Annotated in this window: 18 protein-coding genes and 1 tRNA gene; 13 read left to right on the top strand and 6 right to left on the bottom strand. The window is 62.0% G+C overall.

The window, feature by feature from the left end:
* The first annotated feature begins 51 nt into the window (after nt 1-51).
* On the top strand, nt 52-1671 hold the full coding sequence (gene pgi, locus P8S53_RS11015; RefSeq protein ID WP_277804016.1) for a glucose-6-phosphate isomerase: 1620 nt from the start codon (nt 52-54) through the stop codon (nt 1669-1671).
* Between the two features lie 47 nt (nt 1672-1718).
* On the opposite strand, the gene P8S53_RS11010 is transcribed toward pgi, so the two are convergent.
* From P8S53_RS11010 to P8S53_RS10995, 4 genes are all read right to left on the bottom strand, one after another.
* Nucleotides 1719-2297: a hypothetical protein gene (locus P8S53_RS11010; RefSeq protein WP_277804015.1), complete on the bottom strand. Its 579-nt coding sequence runs from the start codon at nt 2295-2297 to the stop codon at nt 1719-1721.
* 130 nt (nt 2298-2427) lie between these two features.
* A complete protein-coding gene (locus tag P8S53_RS11005) occupies nt 2428-2607 on the bottom strand; it encodes a hypothetical protein (RefSeq protein WP_277804014.1) in 180 nt (59 codons plus the stop codon).
* Nucleotides 2604-3713, bottom strand: a complete 1110-nt coding sequence (locus P8S53_RS11000; protein WP_306417914.1) for a YeeE/YedE family protein — start codon at nt 3711-3713, stop codon at nt 2604-2606. The genes P8S53_RS11005 and P8S53_RS11000 overlap by 4 nt, the downstream gene beginning before the upstream one ends.
* A gap of 85 nt (nt 3714-3798) precedes the next feature.
* Nucleotides 3799-4731 carry a sulfurtransferase gene (locus P8S53_RS10995; protein ID WP_277804012.1) on the bottom strand — a complete coding sequence of 311 codons (933 nt, stop codon included), beginning with the start codon at nt 4729-4731 and terminating at the stop codon, nt 3799-3801.
* Nucleotides 4732-5124: 393 nt separating this feature from the next.
* Between P8S53_RS10995 and P8S53_RS10990 the strand changes: the two genes are divergently transcribed.
* The 5 genes from P8S53_RS10990 to P8S53_RS10970 all read left to right on the top strand — a co-directional run bounded on the left by P8S53_RS10990 (nt 5125) and on the right by P8S53_RS10970 (nt 8195).
* Nucleotides 5125-5913, top strand: a complete 789-nt coding sequence (locus tag P8S53_RS10990) for a hypothetical protein (protein WP_277804011.1) — start codon at nt 5125-5127, stop codon at nt 5911-5913.
* Between the two features lie 166 nt (nt 5914-6079).
* Nucleotides 6080-6541, top strand: coding sequence for a 50S ribosomal protein L13 (gene rplM, locus P8S53_RS10985; RefSeq protein WP_277806701.1), 462 nt, complete (start codon nt 6080-6082; stop codon nt 6539-6541).
* Nucleotides 6542-6543: 2 nt separating this feature from the next.
* Nucleotides 6544-7023 carry a 30S ribosomal protein S9 gene (rpsI, locus tag P8S53_RS10980; protein ID WP_306417796.1) on the top strand — a complete coding sequence of 160 codons (480 nt, stop codon included), beginning with the start codon at nt 6544-6546 and terminating at the stop codon, nt 7021-7023.
* A 117-nt stretch (nt 7024-7140) separates the two neighbouring features.
* Nucleotides 7141-7554, top strand: a complete 414-nt coding sequence (locus P8S53_RS10975; protein ID WP_277804010.1) for a universal stress protein — start codon at nt 7141-7143, stop codon at nt 7552-7554.
* Nucleotides 7551-8195, top strand: a complete 645-nt coding sequence (locus P8S53_RS10970; protein ID WP_277804009.1) for a 5'-methylthioadenosine/S-adenosylhomocysteine nucleosidase — start codon at nt 7551-7553, stop codon at nt 8193-8195. The genes P8S53_RS10975 and P8S53_RS10970 overlap by 4 nt, the downstream gene beginning before the upstream one ends.
* A gap of 23 nt (nt 8196-8218) precedes the next feature.
* On the opposite strand, the gene alr is transcribed toward P8S53_RS10970, so the two are convergent.
* Nucleotides 8219-9256: an alanine racemase gene (gene alr, locus P8S53_RS10965; RefSeq protein WP_277804008.1), complete on the bottom strand. Its 1038-nt coding sequence runs from the start codon at nt 9254-9256 to the stop codon at nt 8219-8221.
* 68 nt (nt 9257-9324) lie between these two features.
* Nucleotides 9325-9399, bottom strand: a tRNA-Thr gene (locus P8S53_RS10960).
* A 195-nt stretch (nt 9400-9594) separates the two neighbouring features.
* On the opposite strand from P8S53_RS10960, the gene P8S53_RS10955 reads away from it, so the two are divergent.
* The 7 genes from P8S53_RS10955 (at nt 9595) to P8S53_RS10925 (ending at nt 15433) form a co-directional block, all read left to right on the top strand.
* Entirely contained in the window at nt 9595-9777 is a 183-nt protein-coding gene (locus tag P8S53_RS10955; RefSeq protein ID WP_277804007.1) for a hypothetical protein, read from the top strand.
* 11 nt (nt 9778-9788) lie between these two features.
* Nucleotides 9789-11057 carry a UDP-N-acetylglucosamine 1-carboxyvinyltransferase gene (gene murA / locus P8S53_RS10950; protein ID WP_277804006.1) on the top strand — a complete coding sequence of 423 codons (1269 nt, stop codon included), beginning with the start codon at nt 9789-9791 and terminating at the stop codon, nt 11055-11057.
* Nucleotides 11054-11539 (top strand): DUF2948 family protein, encoded by a 486-nt coding sequence (locus tag P8S53_RS10945; RefSeq protein ID WP_277804005.1) that lies wholly within the window; start codon nt 11054-11056, stop codon nt 11537-11539. The genes murA and P8S53_RS10945 overlap by 4 nt, the downstream gene beginning before the upstream one ends.
* Entirely contained in the window at nt 11539-12840 is a 1302-nt protein-coding gene (hisD, locus tag P8S53_RS10940; RefSeq protein ID WP_277804004.1) for a histidinol dehydrogenase, read from the top strand. Before P8S53_RS10945 ends, hisD begins: the two co-directional genes overlap by 1 nt.
* A gap of 107 nt (nt 12841-12947) precedes the next feature.
* Entirely contained in the window at nt 12948-13634 is a 687-nt protein-coding gene (locus P8S53_RS10935; RefSeq protein WP_277804003.1) for a haloacid dehalogenase type II, read from the top strand.
* Nucleotides 13635-14456, top strand: a complete 822-nt coding sequence (locus P8S53_RS10930) for an alpha/beta fold hydrolase (RefSeq protein WP_277804002.1) — start codon at nt 13635-13637, stop codon at nt 14454-14456. It abuts the gene before it with no gap.
* On the top strand, nt 14453-15433 hold the full coding sequence (locus P8S53_RS10925) for a threonine/serine dehydratase (RefSeq protein WP_277804001.1): 981 nt from the start codon (nt 14453-14455) through the stop codon (nt 15431-15433). Before P8S53_RS10930 ends, P8S53_RS10925 begins: the two co-directional genes overlap by 4 nt.
* The last annotated feature ends 11 nt before the right edge of the window (nt 15434-15444 follow it).

Genomic DNA, 15444 nt, shown 5'->3' with positions numbered 1-15444 from the left:
TTGCGGCAAGATGAAACCTGTTTCATCGGCAGGGGCAACAAGGGGCAGGCTATGAGTGTGTGGAGCGAGCTGGCAAAGAATCAGCGATTTGCGGAAGGGCGGCATATTCTGGATTTGTTCGCCGCGGATGATTCCCGCGCCAGCGATTTCAGTGTGCGTCTGGGCGACATGGTGCTGGATTATTCCAAGACCAATATCGACAGGGGCGCGCGTGATTTGCTGGTGCAGCTTGCGCAGGAATGCGGGGTCGAGGGGCGGCGCGCGGCCATGTTCGGCGGCGAGCGTATCAACGAGACAGAAGGGCGCGCCGTTTTGCATGTGGCGCAGCGCGCGGGCGATGATGCGGTCATCACTGTTGACGGCGCGGATGTCATGCCACAATTGCGCGAAATTCGCGCGCGCGCCTATGCATTTGCCGAAGATGTGCGGCAGGGCCGGTATCTGGGGCAGGGCGGCGCGATTACCGATGTCGTCAATATCGGTATTGGCGGGTCCGACCTTGGCCCGGCGATGGCCACACTGGCGCTGGCCCCGTGGCATGACGGGCCACGGGTGCATTATGTGTCCAATGTGGACGGGGCGCATATTGCCGACACGCTGAAGGGGTTGACCCCTGAAACCACGCTGGTGATCGTGGCATCCAAGACCTTTACCACCATCGAGACGATGACCAATGCGCGCACCGCGCGGGACTGGATGGCGGGGCGGGTTGCAGACCCTGCGGCGCAATTTGTGGCCGTGTCGACCGCGCAGGACAAGACGGCGGCGTTCGGGATTGCGCCCGAACGTGTGTTTGGTTTCGAAGATTGGGTCGGCGGGCGCTATTCAATGTGGGGGCCGATCGGGCTGGGCGTGATGCTGGCCGTGGGCGCGCAGAATTTTGAGGCGATGTTGCGCGGGGCGCGCGACATGGACCAGCATTTCTGCGACGCGCCGCTGGATCGCAACATGCCCGTGTTGCTGGCATTGGTGGGGCTGTGGCACAACCAGATTTGCGGCCATGCAACCCGCGCCGTGCTGCCCTACGACCAGCGCCTGGCGCGGCTGCCCGCCTATTTGCAGCAGTTGGAGATGGAATCGAACGGCAAGCGCGTGGATATGGCAGGGCGCGATCTGGACCGCCAGTCAGGGCCGGTTGTCTGGGGCGAACCGGGCACGAATGGCCAGCATGCGTTTTACCAGCTTATCCATCAGGGCACCCGCGTGGTCCCGTGTGAATTCCTGCTGGCGGCGCAGGGGCATGAACGGGATCTGGCGCATCAGCACAAGCTGCTGGTTGTGAATTGTCTGGCGCAGTCAGAGGCGCTGTTGCAAGGCCGTTCCCTGCAAGACGCGCGCGCGCTGATGGCAGCAAAAGGGTTGGACGGGGATGAATTGGACCGGCAGGCCCGCCACCGTGTTTTCCCCGGAAACCGCCCGTCGAGCACGCTGATTTACCCGCAGCTTACCCCGTTTACACTGGGTCAGATCATCGCACTTTATGAACACCGCGTCTTTGTCGAAGGGGTGGTTCTGGGCATCAATTCCTTTGATCAATGGGGGGTTGAACTGGGCAAGGAACTGGCCGTGGCACTGGCCCCGCTGCTGGACGGCGATGATGCGGCGGCGGCGTCAAAAGACCCGTCAACGCGGCAGTTGCTGGACTATCTGCGCGCGCATCAGAACGGCTGAAGCATGGTGCAGCAAAGGCGGTTTGCGCCTGTGCTGCACCTGTTGGTTCAGAATTCCACAATCGTGTCGAAATCGCCCGGCGCTTCGGCTGCGGGTGCGAAATAGCTGTCGACATCCAGTGTGATGGTTGCGCGGGTGCCGTCATCAGAAATCACCCCGCTGGAGCTTTCGATGCGCGCACCGGTGACCGACAGGTTGATCGACATGCCCGCAAGCATCTGGCGCATCATGGCCATCATGGCGGGGTCTGCATCCTCTCCTGCCAGATCTTCGGCGATGGTGCTGAGGGGCAGCAGAACCTGCGTGCGGTTATGCCCCAGATAGGTGATGGAGCCTTGCATGTCATCTGCGGGCGCGTCGACGCCATCAGGGCGCATGATTTCTTCGTATGTGCCGGTTTGGTCGAAATCGCAGCGCGCATGGGTGTCGGTGACCGTCAGGGTGCCGCCGTCTTCTTCCGCGCAGAAGGAGTCGTCGCCCCCGCTCATGTCATAAAACTGGCGTTGCATTTGCATGAACCCTGTCATGCGGGCGGTATCCTCGTCCAGAATTTCAAGGGACAAATCCACCTCTATGCAGGCGGACAGGGCCAGGGCGGCAGGCAGGATGAACAGGATTTTGCGCATGGCATGTCCTTTTTATGTGGAAGTGTATGGCCACAGAAAAACAGAAAATACCGGCATGGGCCAGATCAAACTGCAAACGGCACTGTTTGCACAGTGCCGTTTTTGGTGGTCCATCTGGTGCCGTGGTGCTTCAGCCGCCTGTGCAATGCGCGCCGGTCGGTGCCTCGCCTGATCCTAATGCGAAAGGGGCGGGGGCGGCAAACAGGTCGGGTGCCCCGCTGCGCGACAGGTCCAGTGCCAGAATGGCCAGCACAAGGCCAAGGGCCAACCCGCCCACTGCGGGGCGTGACATCGTGCGAAACCCGTTCATGCTGCCACCCCGCGCCCCAGTGCCGGCCGCAGGATATGCGGGCGCAGCCTGATCCCCAGAATTGAGCCCGCGAAGGCCGCAACCAGCCACACCCAGCCATGCAGTGACCCTGTGGAAATGCCGCTGAAAAACGCACCGACATTGCAGCCAAAGGCCAGCCGCGCCGAATACCCCAGCACCACGCCTGCCAACAGCACCCAGCCATAGGTGCCGAAGGTCAGCGCCTGCGCGGGGGCGCCCGCGTCGCTGCGCCAGCGCATGACCGCGAATGCCCCCACCAGAAGCCCGATATTGGTCAGTGATGTCACATCCGTCAGAATGGACGCATTCAGCCGTTCTTCATTGCCGCTCGCGGCCCAAAACGCAATGCCGCCCAGATCCGCGCCGCCCGCCTGCGCAACTTTTGCCCCCCACAGGCCCAGCCCGTAAACAATGCCCCATGGCTGACCTGCAACCACCAGATTGGCCAGCGCCAGCGCCGCAATCAGGGCCGCCGCCCACCACAGACGCGCAGGCGGCAGGCGTTTTCCGGGTGCGGCGCGCAGGGCTGTCACCAGCACCAGCGCGGCCAGACCGGCAAGCGTGACAATCAGCCCGCCCTGTGCACCCAGCACCCCCTGAAATGAGATGACAGGCAGGGTGGCAATATCTGTCCACCAGCCCAGATGCACCGTGCCCGCGAAACTGCCGATGATGAACCCCGCAAGTGCGATCAAGCCCACCAGATTGCCGCTGCCCGCGTTTATCAACGTGCCCGACCCGCAGCCCATGACCAGTTGCATGGCCGCCCCGAAGACAAAGGCCCCAAGGATCATGGCCAGTCCCACAGGGGCATGCGCCCCGTTCAGTTCCTGCGGGTTCGCGGCCATAAGCGGGAATGCCACGGCGGCCACAAGTGCGATGGCTATGAACTGCGCGATCAGCCCGCGCCCGTCACGGTCGGTGACAATCATGCGCCATGGCCCGGCAAAGCCGAAGCGCAACCCTTCGAGCACCAGCCCGAAACCAAGGCCAATCAAGACCAGCAGCCCCGCGCGGGGACCAGCCATGATGAATGTGAAACCTGTCAGGCCAAGCAACAGTACGATCACGGAAAACCGGCGCATGAACATCTGGTCAGACCTTTCTGAATGGCGTGACGCGCGCAAGGTTTGCGCGCGCCCTCAAAAGAACGAAAATGCCGGCGTAAGCTTAGAACAGCCCGTCAACCCAACGCTTGGTCGACATCCACAAATAGGCGATGCGGCTTGGCTCGTTATCCAGCGAATTTCCGCTTTCAGCATATTCAGCCATGCTTTCGGCGTAAAGCCGTGTGTTTTCGACCTGCGCCAGTTCATGTAACGCAAACCAGTTCAGCGCGGCCCAGTGACCGGTGTTGCAAAACGACACGGTGACCGGCGCTTCATCCAGCCCTTGTTGGGCGGCTATTTCGCGGGCGCGGTTGGCATCAACCATGCGGTTGCCCTCGAAAAAGTCGGAAAATTCAAGGTTTTCTGCACCGCGAACGGTTCCCGGGCGCGCGATGGACCATGTCAGGCCCTGAAAGAACCCTTCGGGGCGGCTGTCAACAAGGCGCGCATCGCCGCTTTCGACCAGTTCGGCCACTTCCGCGGTCGAGATATACCATTCATCCGACCATTCGCCCACAAAATCGGAAATGGCGGGTTCGGTCACTTCGGTGGAAACCGGCAGGCCCGCTTCTGCCCAGGCAGCAAAGCCCCCGTTCAGAAGCGCCAGATCCTGAACGCCCAATGATTTCAGCGTCCAGTAGACGCGCGCAGCAGCGCCCATATCGGACGGGTTGGTGCCCGCATGGACAATCACGGTGGGAATATCGGCTTCAATACCGACGCGGGTTGCTTCCATTTCATAATCCAGCTCGGCGCGCAGCGCACCGGGATTGTTTGGCCCGCCCCGCCATTCGGCATAGGGTGAAAAGGCCGCTCCGGGAATGTGCCCTTCGGCGAATTCACCCGTGACATGGATCACGCGGATGTCCTGATCGCTGTCAAGATATGCAGCAAGCTGGTCGGGTTCCAGCAGCGGCGACCAGCCTTGCGGGGTGGCAAAGGCAAGCGTGGGCAGCGCAGCAAGGGTCAGTGTCAATGCAGTTTGGCGCAGCATGTGCAGGCTCCTGTGAAAGCAAACGGGGATGGTCATCCATCCGACATGCGCATCAGCTAGGATGCCATGTGGCGCAGGGCAAGGCGAAGTGCTGCTGATGTTGGGCGTCCGGCATGGCGGATTTTCACGATTGCACGGCCAAAACGGAACAGGGTCCGGCCCTGTGGGTGCATGCGGGAATAATTCCTGAAGGTTCGGGGCGGGCGGTGAATTTGTTCTAATTTGCAGCGGTCATGGTGCTGATATGGAAAGATGCGTTCTGTGACGCCGCTGCCACCTTGCCCATAGGGCAGCGATTCGCCCGCCAATAATCGCACGGCTTGCGGGGGCATTGGGGTTGTCATCACAGGGGCGGCAGTCTAGCTGGTTTTCGGTATTACAGGAGCACCTGCCATGGCGGACACATTGCTGGATCAGGCCTATATCGCATCAGAGGGCGCACCCGATGATGTGGCCGCGCGGTTGCGGTTCTATTCCCGTCTGGTCGAGGGGGAATTGTATCTGCTGCTGGAAACCGAAGCGGCCGGTGACAGCATTACCCCCAAAGTGTTCGATCTGGAAGACGGGCCTATTGTCGTGGCCTTCGATCTGGAACAGCGGCTGACGGAATTTACCGGCATCCCCGCGCCCTATGCCGCACTTCCGGGGCGGGCGCTGGTGGAAATGCTGGCGGGCAGCACGCCGCCCCTGGGGTTGGGGCTTAATCTGGGGGTTGCCCCGTCCGCGCGCCTGTTGCCGCCCGAAATCATGGACTGGCTGGCGCAAACCCTGTCCGAACGCCCCGAAGAATTGCAGGAACGCGCGCAGGCCCTGTTGCCGCCCAAGGGTCTGCCGGATGCGTTGCTGACCGCGCTTGACCAGCGTCTTGCGCGCATGGAAGGGCTGGCCGACATGGCTTATCTGGTTGTTGCCGAATATGAAGGTGGCAGGCGGGGGCATATGCTGGCATTTGTCGATGCGGTGGACGGGGCAGAAGCGGCACTTGCGCGCGCGGTGCACGGCGCGCTTAGCTTTTCTGGGGTCGAGGCGGGCATGCTGGATGTGACCTTCATTTCCGCATCGGACGGGCGGGCGGCGGAATTTGCCCGCGTGGGCCTGCGGTTTGATTTGCCGCGCGAGCAGCCACCCGCAGCGCCCAAACCGCCCGGAATGGACCCAAATGCACCCCCGAATTTGCGCTAGGGCATCAATTTTTTGGGGTATTATTATACCTAAATAATAACTAATTGAAATTGCTTGTTTTTTGGAGAAATTTCGCACTTGACCTGACTGCTGAAACCCCTAAAACGCAGCAATCCCGCATGCAGTCCGCATGCGGCCCTGTTTAATCTCTCTGCAAGGTCTCATGATGAAAACCTATACAGCCAAACCGGCGGAGATCGAAAAGAAATGGATCCTGATTGATGCAGAAGGCATCGTTCTGGGCCGTCTTGCTTCGATCATCGCAATGCGCTTGCGCGGCAAGCACAAGGCAACTTTCACCCCGCATATGGATATGGGCGACAATATTATTGTCATCAATGCCGATAAAATCCAGTTGACGGGCAACAAGCGCAACAAGCCAAACTACTGGCACACCGGCTATCCCGGCGGGATCAAGTCGCGCACCACCGGCCAGATTCTGGAAGGCAAGTTTCCAGAACGTGTTGTGACGCAGGCTGTCAAGCGCATGCTGCCAGGCGGCCCGCTGTCGCGTCAGCAAATGACCAATTTGCGCGTTTATGCCGGTGCCGAGCATCCGCATGAAGCACAACAGCCCGATGTGCTGGATGTGCGCGTGATGAACACCAAGAATACGCGGAGTGCCTGATCATGTCTGAAGATCTGAAAACCCTGGACGATCTGAAATCCGCCATCACCCCCGAGGTTGACGCGGCCCCTGTGCGTGAACCCATGCGCGATGATCTGGGCCGCGCCTACGCGACCGGCAAGCGCAAGGATGCGGTCGCCCGCGTCTGGATTCGCCCCGGTTCCGGCAAGGTTGTGGTGAACGGCAAGGAAATGGGTGTGTATTTCGCCCGCCCCGTGCTGCAAATGATTCTGCGTCAGCCGTTTCAGGTTGCCGGTGTCGTCGACCAGTTCGATGTAATGGCAACTGTTGTCGGTGGTGGCCTTTCGGGGCAGGCCGGTGCGGTCAAGCACGGTATTTCCAAGGCGCTGCAACTGTATGATCCCAGCTTGCGCGCACCGCTGAAAGCGGCAGGGTTCCTGACCCGCGACAGCCGTGTTGTGGAACGTAAGAAATACGGCAAGCCCAAAGCACGCCGCAGCTTCCAGTTCTCGAAGCGTTAAGACGTTTCGGACCGAATGCGAACAGCCGCCCGGACATCATGTCCGGGCGGTTTGCTTTTGCCCCTTTCCCTTTCCGTTCGGGCTTGATTTACTGGGCGGGAACCAAAGGAGTGTCTGATGTATAAGCATATTCTGGTGACTGTCGCATATGATGAGGGCCATGATGCAGGCCCGTCCTTGCAGGTGGCGCAAACACTGGCCGATGTGGGGGCGCAGATCAGCCTGATCCATGTGATGGACCCGCCGCCCAGTTTTGCCCTAAGCTACATGCCCGAAGGCTGGCGTGATGAGATGCGCAATGCCATCGAGGCGGATTTGACCACCCTTGCAGGCGATTGGGACAATACGGCTGTCCATGTCACCGAAGGGGATGCCGCCCAGCAAATTCTGGATATTGCGCAGCTTCAGGCGGTGGATTGTATTGTCATTGCATCGCACAGGCCGGGCACGCAGGGGCTGTTTCTGGGGTCTACAGCAACCAAAGTGGTGTCGCGCGCGCAATGTGCGGTGCATGTGGTGCGGCGCGCATGACAACAACGCCGCTGGCGGGGCATCGGGTGTTGTTCCTGATGGCGGTGCAGGCGGAATATGGCCCGCATCTGCGCGCGCGGTTTTCGCCGGTTCTGACCGGCGTTGGACCGGTCGAGGCTGGCGTCGTGGCCACCGCCACCCTGGCCGCGCTGCAAGATGCAGATGGGCTGCCTGATCTGGTGGTATCCTTGGGGTCGGCCGGGTCTGCACGGCTGGCACATTGCGGGGTGTATCAGGCCCGCGCGATCGCCTATCGCGACATGGATGCATCGCCGCTGGGGTTTGCGCGCGGCGTAACCCCGTTTCTGGACGCGCCTGCGGAAATTCCGCTGACCCACCAGATCCCCGATATCCCGCAGGCCAGCCTGTCCACGGGCGGGGCGGTCATTTCGGGGGCGATGTATGATGCGGTCGCGCAGGATATGGTTGATATGGAAAGTTATGCCGTGTTGCGCGCCTGCCAGCGCTTCGGCGTGCCCCTGATTGCGCTGCGTGGCATTTCGGACGGCAAGGCACCGCTGGGCGGTTTGCATGACTGGACCGACTATCTGCACATCATCGATGAAGGGCTGGCGCAGGCTGTGGACAAGCTGGAACGCGCCCTTGATGCAGGTGCGGTAAGTCTTCGTGCGTCACATTAAGTGGTATCGTGAACGAACTGATTTTAAATATAAACCCTATTATATCTTTGACCCAGTGATGTCAGTATTTCATACCCGATTGTCCCAATCAGGTCCGCGATGTCATCGACACCCTGATGCGGGCATAGCAGGTCCAGCGTGTCGGGTGCCGTGTCCAGTGCGCTGACATCAATCGTCAACAGGTCCATCGACACGCGCCCGATCAGCGGGCAGGGCGTCACCCCGTGCCACAAGGTTGCCTTGCCCGACAGCGCGCGATGTATCCCGTCGGCATAGCCCGCGGCAATGGTGGCCACGCGCATATCATGCGGCGCGGTAAAACTGTTGCCATAGCCCACGGTTTCGCCTTTGGTGACGATCCGTGTCTGAATTACAGGGATCGACAGGCGCACAACAGCGCGTGCATCGCCATAGGGTTGTCCGCCATAAAGCCCGATGCCGGGGCGCGTCATGTCGAAATGATAATCCCGCCCCAGCAGCACGCCGCCTGTGGCCGACAGCGACCGCGCAATGCCGGTCCCGTCGGTCATGCGCCGGAATTGCGTCAGTTGCTGCGCATTCATCGGGTGGTCGGGGTCATCTGCGCAGGCCAGATGCGACATGACCAAGGCGCAGGGACCGGCCAACAGATCAGGCGCAAGTGCTGCCCAGTCCTGTGCTTCCATGCCCAGCCGGTTCATGCCGGTATCAAGCTGCACCCCGTATGGGTGGCCGGGCAGGGCTGTGCGGTGGCGCTGCACCTGTTCGGGGGCGTTGAGCATGGGAATCAGGTTCGCGCCGGAAATCAGGCCCGCATCGCCCTGCATATGCCCGCCATAGACGTGAATGGGCAGATCGGGGCCAAGCACTGCGCGCAAGGCAGCCCCTTCTTCGGCGATGGCCACAAAAAACCGCCGCGCCCCCGCGTCCGCCAGCGCTTTTGCAACCGGACCCACGCCAAGGCCATAGCCATTGGCCTTGACGGTCGCTGCGGTTTCAACGCCCGCGCCCGAGGATGCGTCAAGCCCGGTCCAGTTGGCCTGAAGGGCGGATAAATCAATATGAAGCTGTGCTTGTCCCATGACAGCGCGATTGCGCCAAGCCCGCGCCAAGGTCAAGATGAAAAACGACTGGAGAGGGTCTGGGGAGATGGTGCTGTGAGAGAGGATTGAACTCTCGACCTCACCCTTACCAAGGGTGTGCTCTACCACTGAGCTACCACAGCCAACCTGTTCCCAGAAAGCTAACGCGGGGGTTACCCCGATGCAAGCAGGCTCTGGAAAAGCCTATGTCGTGATCGTCACCTGATCCGGCCTGCGGGCGCATCAAACGGTGGCGATGGGCGGCTAGGTAGTCCGAAAATTTTGCGCACGCAACCCCCAATCTGGACGCTTTTCCAAACTTCGGATACCAAGGGCGCATGAGTGACCACAAACCCAAGCCCGCCCGCACCACAAAAACCCCGCCCGACCCGCGTGCAGCGCGGTTGAAAGCGGCGCTGAAAGCGAATATCGCCAGACGCAAGGCACAGGCGCGCGCGCGTGACGGGCATAACAGTCAACCCGGTCACCCCGCGCAGGACACAGACCAATATAACGAATAAGGGCAAGCAGTATGGATTCAATCGTCATTACCGGCAATGGCCCCCTGAACGGGGTGATCCCCATTGCAGGGGCCAAGAATGCGTGTCTTACGCTGATGCCTGCCACACTGCTGACGGACCAGCCGCTGACGCTGACCAACGCGCCGCGCCTGTCCGACATCCGCACCATGACGGAATTGCTGGAATCACTTGGCGCGGAAGTGGCCAGCCTGCAAGACGGGCAGGTTCTGGCGCTGTCCAGCCATGAGTTGAGCAGCCACCGCGCCGATTATGACATTGTGCGCAAGATGCGCGCATCCATTCTGGTGCTGGGGCCGATGCTGGCGCGTGACGGGCACGCGGTTGTGTCACTGCCCGGCGGGTGCGCCATTGGGGCGCGGCCGGTGGATTTGCACCTGCGCGCATTGGAAGCGCTGGGGGCAGAACTGGACCTGCGCGACGGCTATGTCCATGCCAAAGCGGTGGGCGGGCTGCGGGGCGCGCGATTCGAATTTCCCATCGTGTCGGTGGGTGCTACGGAAAACGCGCTTATGGCGGCCACGCTGGCACGCGGCACCACAATTCTGGAAAATGCCGCGCGTGAACCCGAAATCGTGGATCTTGCGCAATGTTTGCGGCGCATGGGCGCACAGATCGAGGGCGAGGGCACCAGCACAATCACCATTCAGGGCGTGTCCACACTGGGCGCGGCCACCCATCCGGTCGTGACCGACCGGATTGAGCTGGGCACCTATATGCTGGCCCCCGCGATTGCGGGCGGGTCGGTCGAACTGCTGGGCGGGCGGCTGGATCTGGTGCAGGCCTTCGTCGACAAGCTGAATGCGGCAGGGGTGGAGGTCGAGGAAACGCCGCGCGGGCTGCGGGTCACGCGCAAATCCGACCGGCTGCGCGCGGTGAATGTGTCGACCGAACCGTTCCCCGGTTTTCCGACCGATTTGCAGGCGCAGTTCATGGCCGCGATGTGCACGGCAGACGGCGAATCGGTGCTGGAAGAGCATATTTTTGAAAACCGCTTCATGCATGCCCCCGAACTGGCGCGCATGGGGGCACGGATTGACGTGCACGGCGGCACGGCGCGCGTCACGGGTGTGGAAAGGCTGCGCGGCGCGCCGGTCATGGCCACTGATTTGCGCGCATCGGTGTCGTTGATTCTGGCAGGGCTGGCGGCCGAAGGGGAAACTGTGGTCAGCCGCGTCTATCATCTGGATCGCGGGTATGAACGGGTCGAGGAAAAACTGGGCGCGTGCGGTGCGCGGATTGAACGGGTCAGTGCACCATGAGTGATGCACGGTTCGAGGATGGCGCGGACAAACCCCTGCGGGTGCAGGCGCTGGATGCGGATGATCTGAACATCCTGTCCGCACTGGTGCAGGATGCCGTGTTGCCAGTGTCGGAAATGGCATGGGACCGCAAGAAACGCCGCTTTGCCATGTTGGTGAACCGCTTTCGCTGGGAAGATCACGCGCATGCCGACGCTGGCCATGCGCATGAGCGCGTTCAGTCCCTGTTGGTCGTCAGCGATGTGATGGGCGTGGCCAGTCAGGGGTTTTCGCGCAACGACACCGATCTGGTGCTGTCAATCCTGTCCATCGGGTTTGATGCGGGCGCGGATGGCAGCGGGCATGTGTCCCTTATTCTGGCGGGGGACGGCGAAATCCGGCTGGCCGTTGAATGTCTGGATGTCGCGCTATCTGACGTGACGCGACCCTACCGCGCGCCCTCGGGCAAGGTGCCGCACCACCCGTTAGACAAGGATAACTGATGCCTGTGTATCTCGACAGCCGCGATGCGGGATTTGAAACAGCGTTTCGTGACTTGCTGAATGCCAAGCGCGAAGATGCGGTTGATGTGGATGACACGGTCGCCGCGATTATTGCCGATGTGCGCGCACGCGGCGATGCGGCGGTGATCGATCTGACCGCGAAATTCGACAAGCTGGACCTGACGCCCGACACGCTGGCTTTTTCCCGCGATGAAATCGATGCCGAATGCGCCCGCGTGCCCGACGCGGAACGCGCGGCGCTGGAACTGGCGGCGGCGCGCATTCGTGCCTATCACGACCGTCAGCGCCCGACAGATATGCGCTGGACTGATGACAGCGGCGCGGAACTGGGCTGGCGCTGGGGGCCTGTGGCGGCAGCGGGCCTGTATGTGCCCGGGGGGCTGGCCAGCTATCCGTCCTCGGTTCTGATGAACGCCATTCCCGCGCAGGTGGCAGGCGTGCAGCGTCTGGTCATGTGCGCGCCCACACCAGCGGGCAAGGTCAACCCGCTGGTGCTGCTGGCGGCGAAACTGTCGGGGGTTGAAACAGTCTACCGCATTGGTGGCGCGCAGGCGATTGCGGCCATGGCCTATGGCACCCGGACCATTGCGCCGGTGGACAAGATCACGGGGCCGGGCAACGCGTTTGTAGCGGCCGCCAAGCGCCGTGTCTTTGGCCGTGTGGGCATTGACATGATCGCAGGCCCGTCTGAAATTCTGGTCATCGCCGATGGCCAGTCGGACCCGGACTGGATTGCGCTTGATCTGTTGTCACAGGCCGAACATGACGAAAGCGCGCAATCCATCCTGATCACCACAGATGCGGAATTCGGAAAATCTGTTGCGCAAGCGGTGGACAAACGCCTTGAAACACTGGAACGGCGCGCAATTGCGGGGGCAAGCTGGCGCGATTACGGCGCAATCATCACAGTGCGTGATCTGGCGGAAGCGGCGGCCCTGTCAGACCGGATTGCGCCGGAACATCTGGAATTATGCGTGGCCGACGCGGACGCGCTGCTGGCGCAGATTACCCATGCGGGCGCGGTGTTTCTGGGCCATTGGACGCCTGAAGCCATCGGTGACTATATCGGCGGGCCGAACCATGTGCTGCCCACAGCGCGATCAGCGCGGTTTTCATCGGGACTGTCGGTGCTGGATTTCATGAAGCGCACCACATTGGCGCGCATGACGCCCGCGGCGCTGGCGGCAATCGGACCGGCGGCAGAACAACTGGCGATGTCCGAGAGCCTGGAGGCGCATGGGTTAAGTGTGCGTGCAAGGCTGGACCGGCTGAACCGCTGATGCGGGTTGAAAAGATGGCGTTGTGCGGTTGAGTATTTTTGGCAAGATGAAACCTGCACGGGGGTAAAGCACCTTTGCAGGTTGTATCGGAAAACAAGGAGACGCGCGTGACCACCCGCCTGTGTGTGTTTGATGCCTATGGCACGTTGTTTGACGTGGACGGGGCTGCGCGCATTGCCGCCAGCGGGCCGGACGGGCAGGAATTGGCGGACAGTTGGCCGCAGTTATCCGCCACCTGGCGGCGCAAACAGTTGGAATATACATGGCTGCGCGCGGCGGCGGGCCATCATGCCGATTTCGGGGCAGTGACGCGCGACGCGCTGGACTGGGCGATGGAAGATGCGGGGCTTGCAGATGACCGCCTGCGCGCGCGGCTTCTGGCGCTGTATCTGGAATTGCCGGTCTTTGCGGAAGTACCCGACGCATTGCGCGCGCTGGCACATCAGGGCATGGCATGTGCGATCCTGTCCAATGGCACGCCTGAGATGCTGGCCAGTGCGGTGCGCGCGGCAGGGGTGCAGGACCTGTTTCAGGCGGTTTTGTCGGTCGAGGATGTGGGCGTGTTCAAACCCGCAGGCGCTGTTTACGACATGGTCGGCGCGAAACTGGGCGTTGCGCGCCAGGATGTGCTGTTCATCTCGTCCAACGGGTGGGATATCTGTGCAGGGGCGGCCTACGGGTTTCGCACGCTATGGGTCAACCGTGCGGGCGCGCCCCCGGACCGGCTGTTCGGGCGCCCTGACGCGAGTGTCCGTGACCTGCGGGGCCTGCTGGCGCAACTGGGGGATTTCTAGATGCCGTTTTTCACCGCGTCCGACGGGGCGCAGTTGCACTACACAGATACCGGACATGGGCGCGCGCTTTTGTGCCTGTCGGGCCTGACGCGCAATGGCAGCGATTTTGACTATCTTGCGCCGCATCTGCCGTCGTTGCGCTTGATACGGATGGATTACCGGGGGCGCGGGCAGTCGGAATGGACAGGGGCGGACAGCTACACCATACCGCGCGAAAGCGCGGATGTGGTGGAATTGCTGGACTACCTGGGACTGGAACAGGTGGCGGTTCTGGGCACATCGCGCGGCGGGATCATTGCCATGTATCTGGCGGCGATCGCGTATGACAGGCTGCGCGGGATCTGCCTGAATGATGTGGGTCCGGTGATCGATATGGACGGGCTTGACCGGATTTCCGACTATATCGGGCGCACGCCTGCGGCGCGCAGCCATGCCGAAGCCGCGATGGCCCTTGCGCGCGCGCATCCTGAATTCACGGATGTGCCCGCAGAGCGCTGGATCGAGGAGGCGCGCAGGCATTTCATCCAGACCGATCAGGGGCTGGATCTGAATTATGACCCCGCGCTGCGCGATGCCTTTCTGGCCGCGATGGAGGGGGGCGGCGGGGATTTGTGGCCGCTGTTCGAGGCCTGCGCCGGTCTGCCGCTGGCGGTCATTCGCGGGGCGAATTCCAACCTGCTGAGCGAGGCCACAGTGCAGCTGATGCAGGAGCGTCGCCCCGATATGATTGTCGAGGACGTGCCCGGGCGCGGGCATATACCGTTTCTGGACGAGGCAGAATCGCTTCGCGCGATTCATCAATGGTTAGGAATGTGCCTATGAATACTGTGCCTGTGAATATTGGCATGATCGAAGCTGCGAACCTGCGCCTGCAAGGCCATGCGCGGCGCACACCGCTGCTGTCATCGCCGTTTCTGGATGAAATTGCGGGGCGCCGGGTGTTCGTCAAGGCGGAATGTCTGCAACATACCGGCAGTTTCAAGTTTCGCGGTGCGTGGTCCGCGGTTACCGCGCTGCGTGATGATGTGCGCGGGGTGATTGCCTATTCATCGGGCAATCATGCGCAGGGCGTGGCCTATGCGGCGGGGTTGCGCGGGCTGTCGGCTGTCATCATCATGCCGCGCGACGCGCCCGCCATCAAGATCGCCAATACCCGCGCGCTGGGGGCCGAGGTGGTGCTGTATGACCGCGCGTCCGAGGATCGCGATGCATTGGGTGCAAAACTTGCCGCCGAACGCGGACTAAGCCTGATCCAGCCGTTTGATCATCCGCAAGTGATTGCGGGGCAGGGCACAACGGGGCTGGAAATCGCCGAACAAGCCGCCCGACAGGGCGTGACATCGGCACAGGTGCTGGTGTGCTGCGGTGGCGGCGGGCTGACATCGGGGATTGCGCTGGCGCTGGAGCAACACGCCCCCGACATGCAGGTGCGCACGGCCGAACCCGAAGGGTTTGATGATGTGGCCAAATCGCTGGCGCAGGGGCAGGTGGTGACGCATCCGCAGCGCTCGGGGCTGTGTGATGCGATTGTCACGCCTGCGCCGGGCAAGCTGACCTGGCCCATTTTGAAACGGCTATGCGGGGCGGGGCTGGTGGTCAGTGATGCGCAGGTGCTGGCGGCAATGGCACTGGCGTTCGAGCGGCTGAAGATCGTGGTGGAACCGGGCGGCGCGGTGGCGCTGGCGGCGGCGCTGTTCCTGCCTGACCAGATTGACGGGGACAGCGTGATTGTGACCGTTTCCGGCGGGAATGTGGACCGCGACGTTTTCCAACGGGCGCTGGAATGCACGACCCCATGATTGCGCCCGCC

It is taken from the genome of Roseinatronobacter sp. S2, assembly GCF_029581395.1.
Classification (GTDB): Bacteria; Pseudomonadota; Alphaproteobacteria; order Rhodobacterales; family Rhodobacteraceae; genus Roseinatronobacter.
The sequence above is the reverse complement of the archived record's forward strand: the minus strand, read 5'-3'. Positions and strand labels throughout refer to the sequence as shown.